The sequence below is a fragment of the Aeromonas sp. s9 genome, from assembly GCF_040907765.1.
Taxonomy (GTDB): Bacteria; Pseudomonadota; Gammaproteobacteria; order Enterobacterales; family Aeromonadaceae; genus Aeromonas; species Aeromonas caviae.
Genome location: NZ_JBFOCK010000059.1, coordinates 22,296 through 36,883, shown reverse-complemented (window position 1 = coordinate 36,883; position 14,588 = coordinate 22,296). Strand labels below are relative to the sequence as shown.

The window sequence follows — 14,588 nt, the reverse complement described above, 5'->3', positions numbered from 1 at the left end:
CGAACCTACGACCAATTGATTAAGAGTCAACTGCTCTACCGACTGAGCTAACGACCCACATCCTGAACCTTTCACCAACCGCATGTGGCGGCCAGTGTTACAACATGGTGGTCGTTACTGGGCTCGAACCAGTGACCCCCTCCTTGTAAGGGAGGTGCTCTCCCAGCTGAGCTAAACGACCTGGGATTCTGTGTTCAGAGTGGTGGGTCGTGTAGGATTCGAACCTACGACCAATTGATTAAGAGTCAACTGCTCTACCGACTGAGCTAACGACCCACATCCTGAACCTTTCACCAACCGCATGTGGCGGCCAGCGTTACAACATGGTGGTCGTTACTGGGCTCGAACCAGTGACCCCCTCCTTGTAAGGGAGGTGCTCTCCCAGCTGAGCTAAACGACCTGGGAATATTATCTTCACCTGCTGTGAAGAAATGGTGGGTCGTGCTGGATTCGAACCAGCGACCAATTGATTAAAAGTCAACTGCTCTACCGACTGAGCTAACGACCCTCACCACGACCAGTGCCGACTGCATTACTGCTCCGGCTCTGACGGCGGCCTATATTACGGATTTATCATCCTGGCGCAATAGAAAAATCTTAAATTAAATCTGATTGTTCACTGCGCATACAAAGCAGAGAGTTCTTTACAAGAGTGTTACGAAAACAGTGACATGCAGCAATGTCACAGCTTGGCCAGACTCTGTTTGGCCAGCTGGGCCGGCGAGGTGTTGGGGTAACCCTTGATCACCTGCTCATAGAAGGCCTTGGCCTCTGTTTTTTTGCCGTCAAGCTGGGCGAGCATGCCGAGTTTCAGCAGGGCATCGGCCCGCTTGGGTGACTTGCTGTATTTGTTCGCCACCGTGGAGAACTGGCTCGCGGCCCCCGCCCTGTCGCCCTTGTTGAACATCAGCTGGCCAAGCCAGTAGTGGGCATTGGGAACATAGCTGGAGTTCGGGAACTGCTTGATGAACCCTTCGAAGGCAGGAATGGCCTTGTCGTAGTTCTTCTCCTTGAGCACCATGTTCACGGCCGCGTCGTAGGCCTGGTTCTCATCCTGGTTGGTGGAGTAGTTGGCAGCCGCGGCAGGAGGCGTTGCAGCACCTGCAGCAGGTGTTGCGGGCGCGGCGGCAGGCTGGCTGTTGGCCACCTTGTCGAGCTCTTGGTAGAGTTGGCGCTGGCGTTCCTGGGACTGCTCCATCTGGTAGGTCTGCTGTTCCAGCTGACCACGCAGCTCGGAGACCTCCCCTTGCAGGGAGTCGACCTGTTGCTGCAGTTCGGCCTGCAGACGCAGACGGGCATTGAGGGTACGCTCCAGCAGAGCAACCCGGTCTTCCAGGCTGCCGGTCGGTACGATGGCACCATTGTTGCCGCTCAGCACCACGCCGCTGCTGCCAGAATCCCCGCTCAGATCGCTCACGGGTGCCGCTGCTTGCGTATTCAAAGCAACCAACACGGCCAGCGCAACACCAGCTTGCTTGTACACAGATTTCATTCGGATCAAACCTTAGCGTTTAGTGCAAATAAAACGGCCAGCGCATAGTCGCTCGCTGATACAGATTTCATTCGGATCAAACCTTGACGTTTAGTGCAAATAAAACGGCCATCGAAATGGCCGCTTGCATATAAACGAACTTCGTTCGACTCAAACCTTAGTAAACCAGGACCGCACGGCGGTTCTTGGCAAAGGCTTCCTCGGTGTGGGACAGGTCCAGCGGCTTCTCTTCGCCATAGCTGACGATGGAGAGCTGCTCGGCCTGCACACCCAGGGTTTGCAGATACTTGGCAACAGCCTTGGCACGACGCTCACCCAGCGCGATGTTGTATTCCGGCGTACCGCGCTCGTCGGCGTGGCCTTCGATCAATACCTTGACGCTCGGACGTTCACGCAGGTAGCTGGCGTGGGCATCCAGCAGGTCGGCGTACTGACCCTGAATGTCGTAACCATCGTACGGGAAGTAGATCACGTTGTCGCGTTGCAGCGCTTCGAACTTCTGACGCATCTGCTCTTCCGGGGACAACATGCCGTTGGCGCCGCCGGTTTGTACACCGCCCATGCCGTCGGTCATGCCGGACTCGGCGCCAGCGGCGTCGGAGTCGGAAGAGGAGCTACAGGCAGCCAGGGTGAACAGTGGCAGTGCGATGGCCAGACCCTTGAGCAGTTTATTGAGTTGCATGCTATTTCCTTAAACCTTTATAACAAAACAAAAAACAATCGATTTTTATCAATTCAAGAAGGGCGACCAAGCTGGTGCACGAATTTCACCGCTACTGGTCGGAAGCACTGCCTTGAAGCGACCGTCGGTCGACACCAATGCAAGACTCTTACGACCCTGATAGATGGTGGCATAAATGATCATGCTGCCATTGGGAGCCACACTTGGCGATTCATCCAGAGCACTCTGGGTCAGTACCAGCATGGCTCCATTTTCCATATCCTGGCGAGCGATGCGATATTGTCCCTGAACCCGGGTCACCATCACCATGGACTTGCCGTCCGGTGTGATGGATGCCCCCTGGTTGGAATCCCCTTCCCAGGTCATCCGGCGAGTCATGCCAGTCGCCAAATTTACGCTATAAATCTGGGGTTTGCCACCACGTTCAGAGGTGAACAGCAAAGTTTGACCGTCCGGCATCCAGGAGGGTTCGGTGTCGATGGTGCGGTTATTTGTGACTCGAGTGAGTTGCTTGCTAGCAACATCAACGACATAGATGTCAGGCTGCCCATCTTTGGACAGAACAATAGCCAAACGACGACCATCTGGAGACCACTCCGGCGCACCGTTGATGCCACGGAAGCTGGTGATCAGACTGCGCTGCTGGGTGTAGATGTCCTGCACATAGATCTCGGACTTCTGGTTCTCAAAGCTCACGTAAGCCAGCTTGCTGCCATCCGGCGACCAAGCCGGGGACATCAGGGGTTCACGGGAGCGCAACAGAGTCTTCTCGTTGTAGCCGTCGTAGTCGGAGATCCGCAGCTGATACGGGAACTGGGTCCCCTGCTGCACGGAGACATAGGCCAGACGAGTCAGGAAGGCACCACGCTCACCGGTCAGACGTTCGTAGACGATGTCGGAGATGCGGTGGGCAAACTGGCGCATCTGGGCACCCGGGATGGTCGCCATGCGGCTGTCCAGGATGTAACCGTTCGCTTCACCGCCCTGGGTCTTGGCCAGCTGGCCTTTCAGGACGTCGACCAGCTCGAAGTTGATCTTGTAGGTGCCATCACCCACGGCGGCGATGGAGCCGACCACCACGGCTTCGACTCCCTGGGAAGCCCAGGGTGCGAAGTTGATCTCGCCGCTGGAGCTCGGCGTCTGCGGCATCTGGCCACGGGCCAGCGGCTTGAACTTGCCGCTGCGCATCAGGTCGTTGGAGACCACTTCCGCGATATCCTGCGGCAACTGGCCATTGCCCTCCCACTTGAAGGGAGCGATGGCGATGGGACGTGCACTGTCGATACCGCCGGTGATGACGATATCCAAGGCCGCCTGAGCACTCTGGCCAAGCAACAAACAGCCAACCAAAGCAAAAAACACTTTTCTTATCATGGCTTAAACTCTCAGTTCCAATTTGAGACTCAGTTCTCTGATCAACAACCTTTGCCAATCAAAGCAGAAACACTCTCTTAAATCGTTGGCGCTAGCTGAAGGCGTAGATCCTTCATCAATTCGAATGCCGCCGGATCCTTCGGCACCGGCAACTGGTTGGCCTTCAGCACCGCCGCCTTGCCGGAGCGGCAGACCGCCGGATCTCCTTGACCGTTGTCCACCGAGATGACGAAGCCGCTACTGGCCAACTTGACACCGATAGTACATGTTTTGCCCCGCATGGTGGGATCCAAAATCATGTAGCGCTCGACCGTGGCCTTGATGAGGGCGGCATACTTGTCGACCTCGCCCTTGGCGGCTGCCGATGCTGCCTGACTGCGCGCATTGGCCTCGGCGGCCAGCTGCTGCTCCATCATGGCTTCCATCTCTTTTTGCAACTTGGCCTCTTCGGCCGCCTTGCGCTTGCGCTCCGCCTCAATCTTGGCCTTTCTGTCAGCCTCGGCCTTCGCCTTCTTCTCTGCGTCAGCTTTTGCCTTCTTGTCAGCCTCTTCCTTCGCCTTCTTCTCGGCCTCGGCCTTGGCTTTCTTCTCGGCTTCCGCCTTCGCCTTTTTCTCGGCTTCGGCCTTGGCCTTCTTCTCAGCTTCCGCTTTCTTGGCCTTGGCCTCTTCCGCCTTGGCCTTCTCTTCAGCCTGCTTCTTCTCCAGCTCTTCTTTTTTCTTCTTGAGCGCCAGCGCCTTGGCCTCTTCCGCCGCCTTGCGTTCGGCTTCGGCCTTCTTGGTCTTCTGCTCTTCCAGCTTGCGGGCTTCCTCGGCTTTCTGGGCCTTCTCTTCCGCCTGCTTCTGTTCAGCCTCTTTCTTCTGCTTGTCGGCTTCGGCCTTGCGGGTCGCCTCTTCGGCCTGCTTGCGCTTGGTCTCGGCGATACGCAGACGCTCCTGCTCCTGTGCCAGCTCGCGTTTGACGCGCTCAGCGTCTTCCTTGTCCTTCTGCTGCTGTGCAGCCTTGGGCTGGGCCTGCTTCTGCTGCTGGACCTGCTGCATCTGCTGCTCCAGCATTTCGCTGTCCATCATGACCGCATTGACGATCTGTCCCTTGGACTCGGGGCGCTTGGGTTTGCTGAAGTCGACACCGACCAGCAGGATGATGCCGATGATCAGATGCAGCAGCAGCGACGCGACGAGATAACCGGAAATACCACGCTTCACATCCATCTCCGTCAGTTCACCGGATCCGTCATCAGACCAACCTGAGGCACACCGGCTTTCTTGAGGGCCACCATCAGCAGGATCACCTCCTCGTAGCGCACGGACTTGTCACCGGCGACCACCACGGGCGCGTTCTGGTTGATGGCCAGATAGCCCATGGCCTTCTCGGTGATGTACTGCTGCATCGCCTCTGGGGTGCCGCTCGGTACGGGCTCGTCATCCGCCTCGCCGGCCTTGATGACGTACTCACCCTCGGTATTGACGCTGACGATGAAAGGCGGCTTGGAGTCTTCCGGCAATTGCTCGGACTCCGCCTGGGGCAGGTCGACCTTGACCCCCTGCGTGATCACGGGCGTGACCGCCATGAAGATGATGAGCAGCACCAGCATGACGTCGATATAGGGCACCACGTTGATCTCGGCGACCTTCTTGCGTTTGAGCCGCTGATAGGTTTGCATTACTTCTCACCCTGCTGTGCGATTTGGCGGTTCAGAATGGTGGTGAACTCGTCCATGAAGTTGGCGTAGGCGTTTTCCAGCCGTTCGACCTTGTTGGTGAAGCGGTTGTAGAAGATAACGGCCGGGATGGCGGCAAACAGACCCATGGCGGTGGCGATCAGCGCCTCCGCGATACCCGGTGCCACCATCTGCAGGGTCGCCTGCTGAACCTGGCCCAGAGCGATAAAGGCGTTCATGATCCCCCAGACGGTACCGAACAGACCGATATAGGGGCTGATGGAGCCGATGGTCGCCAAGACCGGCAGGTTGGACTCGAGATCGTCCACTGCTCGGGACAGGGAGACGCGCATGGCGCGATAGGTACCGTCCATCACCGCATCCTGACCGCGGGCACCGGCCTTGAGCAGGCGGGCATACTCCTTGAAGCCGGAGTAGAAGATGTCTTCCATGCCTTCGATGTCGTCACGACGGGAGGAGGACTCCTGGTAGAGACGATTGAGGTCGACCCCGGACCAGAATCTGTCTTCAAACTGCTCCGAAGCGAGGTTGGCCGCCTTGATGGCCTTGGAGCGCTGGATGATCAGCGCCCAGGAGACGACCGACATGCCCATCAGGGTCATCATGACCAGTTTCACCAACAGACTGGCTTGCCAGAACAGGCCAATAAACGAAATTTCAGCGTGCACTTAACAGCACTCCCTTGATTTTTTCAGGTATTGCAACAGGTTTCATTTGCGGATGACTGACACAGGCGATCTGTACCATGGCCTGAGTGATCAGCCGTCCATCAGCCGCCAGGATCTGCTGTGAAAAACGCATGGAAGCGCGTTTCACTTCAGTTACTTGCGTCATTACGGTCAGCAGTTCATTGAAGCGGGCCGCCGCGCGGAAGTCGATTTCGGTGCGACTCACCACAAACGCGATCCCTGCCTGCAGCAGGACATCCTGTTCGATGCCGCCTGCGCGCAGGAATTCGGTGCGGGCCCGTTCCATAAACTTGAGATAATTGGCGTTGTAGACGATGCCTCCGGCATCCGTGTCTTCGTAGTAGACACGCACCGGAAACTCAGAGACTTCCCCCATAAAAATCTGTGATCCATTCGACAGTCAGATGGGGGGCTATCATAGCGCAGGGCTGAATAGGAAAGAAGCAGGGGGAGACAGGGAAATCCCCTCTCCCCCTGTTTTTTATGGCGTGCAGCAGCGCCGACAGGCCGAAGACCACAGGGCTGTCAGCATCACAAGAAAAGCGGACAAGAGAAGTGGCTGCGAGCGGCGTGACAAGCGAGGTTCTGTCGCTATGACCGGGCGGCGGCACGCCCCTCAAAAAAGAAGAAGGAGGTGGGCTCATGCCGACCTCCTTCATCATTTATGGCAGGTAGTAGCTGCTGGTCAGCCAGAGCCCGCAGAGCAGGCTGGGCAGGGCGAGCCAGGGGAAGAACAGCACGCGACCCACCAGGCTGCGCGGGTGAAATCCCAGTCCATGCATGACACCGCAACAGACCGCCCACATCAGCCAGGGCGCAAGCCAGAGGCCGTGCTCACTGGTATTGGCCGCGACCAGGTTGGGCGCCTGCAAGATGGCGACAGCCAGCAGGGCCGCCGCCAGCAGCATCAGACCTTGCCATGGCTGGCGCTCCAGAGGAGCGGCCAGCCGGGCGAGCCTGTCACTTGTCTTCATCAATCTGACGATCCAGGTTCTCGGTGTGTTCCAGCCAGAGCGCATTGATAATCCCAAACGCACAGGCCAGCAGCAGCCCCAGGATCCAGGTGAAATACCACATATCAGGGCACCTTCTTAGTAGAGCGATTGTTGGTTGTCTTCGATGTGCTTGTTACTCACCCGGCCGAACATCTTGATGTAGGTCCAGATGGTGTAAGCCAACACGGTCGGCACGAAGACGACTGCGACTACCGTCATCACCTTGAGGGTGTTGAAGGAGGCGGTGGAATCCCACATGGTCAGGCTCTGGGACGGCTCGAGGCTCGAGGGCATCACGAACGGGAACATGGAGAAGCCCGCGGTCAGGATGATGCCGGCGATGCCTAAGGAGGAGAACAGGAACGCCACCCACCCCTTGTCCAGCTTGGCCGCCACGGCGGTCAGCAGACACATCACCAGACCCAGCACGGGTGCGGCAATCATCCAGGGATAGAGGTTGTAGTTCTGCATCCAGGCACCGGCCTGCACCACCACTTCCTTGTGAAGGGGGTTGGTGACGGCGTCGGTGGCGACGGAGCCCACAATCACATAACCATCCATGCCGCTCACCCAGACACCGGCCAGAGCGAACAGCACCAGGGTCAGCAGGGAGAAGATCATGGCGGCGGTGCGAGAGCGCGCCAGCACTTCACCTTCGGTCTTCATCATCAGCCAGGTTGCACCCTGGGTGATGATCATGAAGAGGCTCACCAGACCGGCCAGCAGGCCGAACGGATTGAGCAGACCGAAGAAGTTGCCGTGATAGGTCATCATCAGGAACTGGTTGAAGCTGAACGGTACACCCTGCAGCAGGTTGCCGAACGCCACCCCGAAGATGACAGGGGGAATGGCGCTACCGGCAAACAGAGCCCAGTCCCAGTTGGAGCGCCACTTGGCATCTTCCTGCAAGGAGCGGTACTTGAAGCCGACCGGACGGAAGAACAGCGCCATCAGGGTCAGGATCATGGCGATGTAGAAGCCGGAGAAGGCCGCCGCATAGACCATGGGCCAGGCGGCAAACAGGGCACCACCGGCGGTCACCAGCCAGACCTGGTTGCCTTCCCAATGCGGCCCCATGGTGTTGAGCATCACGCGACGCTCCACATCCTTCTTGCCGACGAAGGGGAGCAGGGCGCCCACCCCCATATCGAAACCGTCGGTGATGGCAAACCCGATCAGCAGCACGCCGACCAGCACCCACCAGACCAGACGCAACAGTTCGTAATCAAACATGGGTCACTCTCCTTATGCCTTGCTCTGTTCGAAGTGGTACTTGCCCGTCTTCAGGCTGCTTGGGCCTAGGCGCGCATACTTGAACATCAGGTACATCTCGATGATCAGCAGTACGGTGTAGAACAGGAAGATCCCGATCAGAGAGAACCAGATCTCGGACGCAGGAATGTTGGATGCAGAGACATAAGTCGGCAGCATCTCGGCGATGGTCCAGGGTTGACGACCATATTCAGCGACAAACCAGCCCGCCTCGATGGCGATCCAGGGCAGCGGAATGCCGTACAGCAGCGCCTTGAGCAGCCACTTGCGCTCGCCGATCTTGTGGCGGGTGCTGTCATAGAAGGCCAGACCGATCAGCACCAGCATCAGGATGCCGCAGGCGACCATGATGCGGAAGGCGAAGAACAGCGGCAGTACCTGCGGGATGGAGTCATCCACGGCGGCCTTGATCTGCTCGTCGGTGGCGTCGGTCACGTTGGGGGTGTAACGCTTGAGCAGCAGACCGTAGCCCAGATCCTGCTTCACTTCGTCGAAGCGGGCGCGGGTATCGTCGGACTTGTCACCGGATTGCAGCTTGGTCAGCAGGTCGTAGGCGGTCATGCCGTTGCGCACGCGCAGCTCATGCTCGCTCTTGAGATCCTTGAGACCAGTCACCTGACCGTCCAGGGAACGGGTGGCGATGATGCCGAGGGCATAGGGGATCTTGATGGCGTAGTCGGTGCGCATCTCCTCCTGGTTCGGGATCCCGAACAGGGTGAAGGATGCCGGAGCCGGCTCCGTGTTCCACTCGGCCTCGATGGCCGCCAGTTTCACCTTCTGCACTTCCCCGGTCTCGTAGCCGGACTCGTCACCCAGCACCAGCACGGAGAGGATGGAGGCCATGCCGAACGCGGCCGCGATGGCGAAGGAGCGACGAGCGAACGCCACATCACGATTCTTCAGCAGGTAATAGGAGGAGATCCCGAGCACGAACATGGCGCCCGTGGTATAGCCTGCCGCCACGGTGTGGACGAACTTGACCTGGGCAACCGGGTTGAACACCAGGTCGGCGAAGCTCACCATCTCCATGCGCATGGATTCGAAGTTGAACTCGGCACCCACCGGGTTCTGCATCCAGCCGTTGGCGACCAGGATCCACAGTGCGGAGAGGTTGGTCCCGAGCGCCATCAGCCAGGTAGCCGCCAGGTGCTGGCGCTTGCTGAGACGATCCCAACCGAAGAAGAACATACCGACGAAGGTGGACTCCAGGAAGAAGGCCATCAAACCTTCGATGGCCAGTGGGGCCCCGAAGATGTCGCCAACATAGTGGGAGTAGTAAGCCCAGTTGGTACCGAACTGAAACTCCATGGTGAGCCCGGTGGTAACCCCGAGGGCAAAGTTGATACCAAACAACTTGCCCCAGAACTTGGTCATGTCCCGGTACACTGTGTTGTTGGTCATCACATAGACAGACTCCATGATCGCCAGGATGAAGGCCATCCCCAGCGTCAAGGGTACAAACAGGAAGTGATAAAGGGCCGTCGCAGCAAATTGGAACCGCGATAGGTCTACCACATGCTCAGCAATCATGATGTTTCCTCACCGATTATTGGCACGGCTATTTTAAGTTTTAAGGACAAAGCTTCCATTGGAAGTCCCCGAACGGTCGGTCACCCCTCGCGGACTGACCGGATTCGACTGCCACCACATTAACAACAAGGCAATATACAGGAACAAAAAAAGCTAATGTTTAACATCTAATAAACAATAACCAGGGTTCTATTCCCGCCTATAATGATCGCTGTTTTATATCACCTTTATTTGATTGAAATCAATGTAAAACCACCCTCAATACATGTTTTTTCAAGGTAACTTATGGGGCTTTTCCCATTAATTATGGGAGCTTCATCACAAAAAACGCCAAGCCGTAAATAATTGATTTAAATCAATTTTATGACACATCAAAATAGTTTCAATTCTGTTAAACAAATACGCAACCCCGGAAATAAAGCCCTCGCATCTCGATTATTTCAATAAATGGCCAGGCTCATCCAAAAATCAATTTAAACCCAGTAAAAACACATGTTTATGCGGATTGACACCCCCACCAAAATCATTAGTTTATCTAATCAAAAGCCCATAGATTTTCTTGTTTGTCCCACCCGGAAAGAGCTCCTACAATGCGCCTCGCAGTGAGGGCATACCTCTGAATACAGGCCGGTCATTCCGGGTTCCCGGTACGTATTCGATGAACATTTCGAACCTGTTTGTTGGGATTAATGATGAAAAAGTTTGTTGCCAAGACCATCCGTTACTACAAGCTTTCTTTCGTTCAACTCTATCAAATGAACCGACTCTGAAGCCTCGCGACGGCTCCTCTGTTTTTTCCCGACCGGTCTGCAGACGCGCTCACTGTCTGTGAACATCCATCCTGAATTGTCTTTGCCCACCGCCTGTGCCGTGGGCTTTTTTTTGCCCGCAAAACAAAAAGCCGCCTCAAGGGCGGCTTTTTGGTTCATATCGCAACGTCTACTGATCTGCCGGTCGTTCCAGGCCAAAGTGTGCGTAGGCTCTCTGAGTTGCGATCCGCCCTCTGGGTGTACGTTGCAGATAGCCTTGCTGGATCAGATAAGGTTCCAGCACGTCTTCTATGGTGTCCTTCTCCTCACCGATGGCGGCGGCCAGGTTGTCGAGCCCGACGGGCCCCCCCATAAACTTGTCGATGACGGCCAACAATAGCTTGCGATCCATGAAGTCGAAACCTTCGTTGTCCACGTCCAGCATGTCCATGGCACGGGCCGAAATGGGTCCGTCAATTCGCCCGTCAGACTTCACCTGGGCAAAATCCCGTACCCGCCTTAACAAACGGTTAGCAATCCGCGGTGTCCCCCGGGAGCGACGGGCTACCTCGAGAGCGCCGTCTTCCGTCATGTCGAGCCCGAGGCAACGGGCGCTGCGAGAGACGATGTCGGTCAGGTCCTTGACGTTGTAAAACTCGAGGCGCTGCACGATGCCAAACCGGTCACGCAGGGGGCTGGTAAGGGAGCCGGCCCGGGTGGTGGCACCGATCAGGGTGAAGGGAGGGAGATCGAGCTTGATGGAGCGGGCCGCCGGCCCCTCCCCTATCATGATGTCGAGCTGATAATCCTCCATGGCCGGATAGAGCACCTCCTCCACCACCGGGCTGAGACGGTGGATCTCGTCGATGAAGAGCACATCGTTCGGTTCCAGGTTGGTGAGGAGCGCCGCCAGATCGCCGGCCTTCTCCAGCACGGGGCCCGAGGTGGTCTTGATGTTGACCCCCATCTCGTTGGCGACGATGTTGGCCAGCGTGGTCTTGCCAAGGCCGGGAGGCCCGAAGATCAGCAGATGATCGAGGGCCTCCCCGCGCTGGCGGGCGGCCTCGATGAAGATCTCCATCTGATCGCAGACGTGATCCTGTCCGGTGTAATCGGCCAGCTTTCTGGGCCGGATGGCCCGATCGATGATCTCGTCCTCACGGGCGGCACCGGCCGAGATGAGGCGATCCGCTTCAATCATTGTCTACCTCACACCAGGCTGCGCAGGGATTCACGAATGATCTCCTCTACCGACATGCCGTCGGCAGCCACCTTGCTGACGATCTGGCTGGCCTGCTGCGGCTTGTAGCCGAGGGCCACCAGTGCACTGGCCGCCTCCTCGCTCGCATCCGGGGCTCGCAGCGGGCTCTCTTTCGCGGGCAGGGTGATTTCGGCCGGGGAGAAGAGATCGTGGCTGACCCAGCCCTTGAGGCGGTCTTTCATCTCCACCACCAGGCGCTCGGCGGTCTTCTTGCCCACGCCGGGCAACTTGACCAGGGAGCTTATCTCCTCGCGCTCGACGCTCATCACAAACTGGGTGGCCGTCATGCCGGAGAGAATGGCCAGGGCCAGCTTGGGGCCGACCCCGTTGGTCTTGATCAGCTCGCGAAACAGCGCTCGCTCCTGCTTGTGGTTGAAGCCGTAGAGCAGCTGGGCATCTTCACGCACCACGAAGTGGGTGTGAATGACGGCCTCCTTCCCGAGTTCGGGCAGATCATAGAAGCAGCTCATGGGCATATGAACCTCATATCCCACCCCTCCGACTTCCAGCAACACCTCGGGGGGTTGCTTCTCGATGATGACGCCTCTCAAGCGACCGATCATGTTCTTTTCCTCGCCACGCAGACTCTCGCAAATTGGGTCATAGCATAAAGAATAACTGGATAAGTATCCAGCATAGGTCCATGCAGATCATGGGATGACCCGCTCTTCATACCCGTCCATTTCCCTCGTTCAGAACACTGTCTGTCACTTTATTTTCCATCGGGGATGGCACATCTTCGTCATTGATTGAACACTGAAATGGTCTTGTTCGGCACCAGGGAAGGCTTGAGTCATGAAAATCGTCACCACATCCAATCTCGGACTCACCATTCTGCTCGGCTGCACCCTGGGCATGGGGGCGATCGGCTGGTATGGCAGCCAGCGGCTGGCTGATCTGCTCTCCTACGTCCTGGGTGCCGCCTGGCAGACGGCAGATGGTGCCATGGAGGGCTCCATCGAACTCGGCAACCAGTCGCTCTATATCCAGAAGATGCTCTCGGGGATCCCCCTCGACGCACCGGAGCTGCAACGGGCAAAAGAGGCGGCCAGCGACGCTTTGCGCCGGGTGGAGCAAGGCGGGCTCATCGATGCGGCAGCCATCACCACGCTGAAGCAGCATGAGCAGACCTATCAGCAAGAGCAGGCACAGCTGCTGACCCTCTATCGCACCTTCACGAGCGCCGATGAGGCGCTGCGTGCCAGTTCTGAACGCATGTCACGCCTCTCGACCAGGCTGGAGGTGATCGGTGACGAGGCCGTCGAGAGCCTCACCCGCTCACCGGAGCAGGCCATCAGCTGGAACGGCGGCCTCGCGATCCGCTGGCAGGCGGCCGATGGCGGCATGGAGGCCAACATCGGATTCTTGCGCCAGCTCTATGCGCTGGAGAAGATGCAGAACGAAGGCCCTACTCCTGCCATCCAGGCCGAGCTGGCACAAGCCACCCGCTTCTATCAGGACGCGGTTGACGGCATGCTGGCAACCGGCCAGTTCGATGTGCCCGGCGACGGGGAGTTTGCAGGCCAAATGCTCTCCACCCAGTATCGTGCCCTGCAAGCCGACAATGCCCGCCTGCTCCGTGAATGGACCACAACCCTGAGCGCTTATCAGAACCAGCTGGCCCGTTACGAAGGCAGTGCCGACCAGCTCAGGCTGGCGCTGGTCGAGGTCGAGGCCCAGGGGGACGCCACCGTCGAGGATCAGGTTCACCAGCTCAACGCCATCATCGACTACACCAGGGGACTCATCCTAGGGGGCTTGCTGCTCAGCCTGCTGATCGTCACCTGCTGCGGCTTCTGGCTGGTACGCACCATTGTTCGCCCGCTACTCCAGGTCGACAAGCGCATGCAGGGCATCGCCGCCGGGGAAGGGGATCTCAATGCCCGCATCAACCTCTCACGCGACGACGAGATTGGCTCCCTTGCCGGCAGCGTGGATCGCTTCATCGAGAAGCTGCAGAAGATGATCAGCGCCACCATGGACAACAACCAGCACATCAACCAGCACGTGCACACCTCGGTCAACCGGGTCCAGGCCATCAGCCAGAGCAGCCGCCAGACCGCAGCGCATGCCCAGGCGCTGCACCACGACAGCGAGCAGATGGTGCAGGTGGCCACCACCATCTCGGACAACTGCAACCTGGCGGCACACAACGCCAACGAGGTGCGCCAGCTCACCACGCAAAGCAGCCAGTATGTCTCTTCCGCCACCGCCGGCATGCAGCGGGTGGTCATGGAGGTGAGTGAATGTGCCACTGCCATCAATGCCCTCAAGGAGCAGGCAGGGCAGATTGGCCAGATCATCTCCACCATCAGCAATATCTCGGAGCAGACCAACCTGCTGGCACTCAATGCCGCCATCGAAGCCGCCCGGGCGGGCGAGATGGGGCGCGGTTTTGCCGTGGTGGCCGACGAGGTGCGCACCCTGGCCAATCGCACCGCCACCTCCAGCGCCGAGATAACGGATGTGATCAACAGCATCCAGCAGCAGACAGAGCAGGCCTATCTGATGATGCAACGCAACCTGAAAACCGTGGAATCGGGTATGGCGGACTCCGACAACACCAAACAGATCCTGTTCAAGGTAGAAGAGGCCATCGATCAGCTCGCCGACATGGTGCAACAGGTGGCAGAGGCGACCAGCCAGCTCTCCCACACCCTGGGGCACACCACGGGCAAGGTTTCGGATATCAGCCTGCAGGCCCAGACGGGCGAACAGGAAGCCCAGGAGTGCCTGCAACTGGCCTCCTCCCTCCATCAGGCCAGCCAGCAGCAACAGCAGTTGCTGTCGCAATTTCGGGTCTAGTGCGGGCGAGGCAAGGCCCCCGCCCTCCCCCCAGCGCCGCTGAATTTAGCCCTTGGGCCGG

General features: G+C 58.1%; 15 protein-coding genes and 4 tRNA genes. 1 reads left to right on the top strand and 18 read right to left on the bottom strand.

Features of this window, described 5'->3' with window-relative positions:
* Positions 1-105: 105 nt before the first annotated feature.
* The 18 genes from AB5Y54_RS11185 to ruvA form a co-directional block, all read right to left on the bottom strand.
* Positions 106-181 (bottom strand) — tRNA-Val (locus AB5Y54_RS11185).
* A 19-nt stretch (positions 182-200) separates the two neighbouring features.
* Positions 201-276: transfer RNA gene (locus tag AB5Y54_RS11180), tRNA-Lys, on the bottom strand.
* A gap of 48 nt (positions 277-324) precedes the next feature.
* Positions 325-400 (bottom strand) — tRNA-Val (locus AB5Y54_RS11175).
* Between the two features lie 32 nt (positions 401-432).
* Positions 433-508, bottom strand: a tRNA-Lys gene (locus tag AB5Y54_RS11170).
* Positions 509-682: 174 nt separating this feature from the next.
* Entirely contained in the window at positions 683-1,492 is an 810-nt protein-coding gene (ybgF, locus tag AB5Y54_RS11165) for a tol-pal system protein YbgF (RefSeq protein ID WP_324034349.1), read from the bottom strand.
* Positions 1,493-1,649: 157 nt separating this feature from the next.
* Positions 1,650-2,174, bottom strand: coding sequence for a peptidoglycan-associated lipoprotein Pal (pal, locus tag AB5Y54_RS11160; protein ID WP_010672877.1), 525 nt, complete (start codon positions 2,172-2,174; stop codon positions 1,650-1,652).
* 48 nt (positions 2,175-2,222) lie between these two features.
* Complete coding sequence (gene tolB / locus AB5Y54_RS11155) at positions 2,223-3,548, bottom strand: Tol-Pal system beta propeller repeat protein TolB (protein WP_041211016.1); 1,326 nt, start codon at positions 3,546-3,548, stop codon at positions 2,223-2,225.
* A gap of 77 nt (positions 3,549-3,625) precedes the next feature.
* Positions 3,626-4,756 (bottom strand): cell envelope integrity protein TolA, encoded by a 1,131-nt coding sequence (gene tolA, locus AB5Y54_RS11150; RefSeq protein WP_010672875.1) that lies wholly within the window; start codon positions 4,754-4,756, stop codon positions 3,626-3,628.
* A gap of 5 nt (positions 4,757-4,761) precedes the next feature.
* Positions 4,762-5,208 carry a protein TolR gene (gene tolR / locus AB5Y54_RS11145; protein WP_010672874.1) on the bottom strand — a complete coding sequence of 149 codons (447 nt, stop codon included), beginning with the start codon at positions 5,206-5,208 and terminating at the stop codon, positions 4,762-4,764.
* Positions 5,208-5,894 (bottom strand): protein TolQ, encoded by a 687-nt coding sequence (gene tolQ / locus AB5Y54_RS11140; RefSeq protein ID WP_010672873.1) that lies wholly within the window; start codon positions 5,892-5,894, stop codon positions 5,208-5,210. Before tolQ ends, tolR begins: the two co-directional genes overlap by 1 nt.
* Positions 5,884-6,291 carry a tol-pal system-associated acyl-CoA thioesterase gene (ybgC, locus tag AB5Y54_RS11135; RefSeq protein WP_010672872.1) on the bottom strand — a complete coding sequence of 136 codons (408 nt, stop codon included), beginning with the start codon at positions 6,289-6,291 and terminating at the stop codon, positions 5,884-5,886. Before ybgC ends, tolQ begins: the two co-directional genes overlap by 11 nt.
* Before the next feature lie 286 nt (positions 6,292-6,577).
* Positions 6,578-6,889, bottom strand: coding sequence for a cyd operon YbgE family protein (locus AB5Y54_RS11130; protein WP_039039483.1), 312 nt, complete (start codon positions 6,887-6,889; stop codon positions 6,578-6,580).
* Positions 6,876-6,992, bottom strand: coding sequence for a cytochrome bd-I oxidase subunit CydX (gene cydX, locus AB5Y54_RS11125; RefSeq protein ID WP_005331536.1), 117 nt, complete (start codon positions 6,990-6,992; stop codon positions 6,876-6,878). Before cydX ends, AB5Y54_RS11130 begins: the two co-directional genes overlap by 14 nt.
* 14 nt (positions 6,993-7,006) lie before the next feature.
* Positions 7,007-8,143 (bottom strand): cytochrome d ubiquinol oxidase subunit II, encoded by a 1,137-nt coding sequence (gene cydB, locus AB5Y54_RS11120; RefSeq protein WP_041211015.1) that lies wholly within the window; start codon positions 8,141-8,143, stop codon positions 7,007-7,009.
* Between the two features lie 12 nt (positions 8,144-8,155).
* Entirely contained in the window at positions 8,156-9,712 is a 1,557-nt protein-coding gene (locus AB5Y54_RS11115; RefSeq protein ID WP_010672869.1) for a cytochrome ubiquinol oxidase subunit I, read from the bottom strand.
* A 686-nt stretch (positions 9,713-10,398) separates the two neighbouring features.
* Positions 10,399-10,641 (bottom strand): hypothetical protein, encoded by a 243-nt coding sequence (locus tag AB5Y54_RS11110; protein WP_029313687.1) that lies wholly within the window; start codon positions 10,639-10,641, stop codon positions 10,399-10,401.
* A 10-nt stretch (positions 10,642-10,651) separates the two neighbouring features.
* A complete protein-coding gene (gene ruvB / locus AB5Y54_RS11105; protein ID WP_041214526.1) occupies positions 10,652-11,662 on the bottom strand; it encodes a Holliday junction branch migration DNA helicase RuvB in 1,011 nt (336 codons plus the stop codon).
* An 8-nt stretch (positions 11,663-11,670) separates the two neighbouring features.
* A complete protein-coding gene (gene ruvA, locus AB5Y54_RS11100) occupies positions 11,671-12,285 on the bottom strand; it encodes a Holliday junction branch migration protein RuvA (protein ID WP_010672867.1) in 615 nt (204 codons plus the stop codon).
* Positions 12,286-12,517: 232 nt separating this feature from the next.
* On the opposite strand from ruvA, the gene AB5Y54_RS11095 reads away from it, so the two are divergent.
* Positions 12,518-14,527, top strand: coding sequence for a methyl-accepting chemotaxis protein (locus tag AB5Y54_RS11095; protein WP_368153767.1), 2,010 nt, complete (start codon positions 12,518-12,520; stop codon positions 14,525-14,527).
* Positions 14,528-14,588 lie beyond the last annotated feature (61 nt).

Coding starts and splice junctions, on each gene's coding strand:
- ruvB (WP_041214526.1), bottom strand. CDS start 11,662: ATGATTGAAGCGGATCGCCTCATCTCGGCCGGTGCCGCCCGTGAGGAC.
- tolR (WP_010672874.1), bottom strand. CDS start 5,208: ATGCAAACCTATCAGCGGCTCAAACGCAAGAAGGTCGCCGAGATCAAC.
- pal (WP_010672877.1), bottom strand. CDS start 2,174: ATGCAACTCAATAAACTGCTCAAGGGTCTGGCCATCGCACTGCCACTG.
- tolA (WP_010672875.1), bottom strand. CDS start 4,756: ATGGATGTGAAGCGTGGTATTTCCGGTTATCTCGTCGCGTCGCTGCTG.
- AB5Y54_RS11130 (WP_039039483.1), bottom strand. CDS start 6,889: ATGAAGACAAGTGACAGGCTCGCCCGGCTGGCCGCTCCTCTGGAGCGC.
- AB5Y54_RS11115 (WP_010672869.1), bottom strand. CDS start 9,712: ATGATTGCTGAGCATGTGGTAGACCTATCGCGGTTCCAATTTGCTGCG.
- tolB (WP_041211016.1), bottom strand. CDS start 3,548: ATGATAAGAAAAGTGTTTTTTGCTTTGGTTGGCTGTTTGTTGCTTGGC.
- ruvA (WP_010672867.1), bottom strand. CDS start 12,285: ATGATCGGTCGCTTGAGAGGCGTCATCATCGAGAAGCAACCCCCCGAG.
- AB5Y54_RS11095 (WP_368153767.1), top strand. CDS start 12,518: ATGAAAATCGTCACCACATCCAATCTCGGACTCACCATTCTGCTCGGC.
- cydX (WP_005331536.1), bottom strand. CDS start 6,992: ATGTGGTATTTCACCTGGATCCTGGGGCTGCTGCTGGCCTGTGCGTTT.
- ybgF (WP_324034349.1), bottom strand. CDS start 1,492: ATGAAATCTGTGTACAAGCAAGCTGGTGTTGCGCTGGCCGTGTTGGTT.
- AB5Y54_RS11110 (WP_029313687.1), bottom strand. CDS start 10,641: ATGAACCAAAAAGCCGCCCTTGAGGCGGCTTTTTGTTTTGCGGGCAAA.
- ybgC (WP_010672872.1), bottom strand. CDS start 6,291: ATGGGGGAAGTCTCTGAGTTTCCGGTGCGTGTCTACTACGAAGACACG.
- cydB (WP_041211015.1), bottom strand. CDS start 8,143: ATGTTTGATTACGAACTGTTGCGTCTGGTCTGGTGGGTGCTGGTCGGC.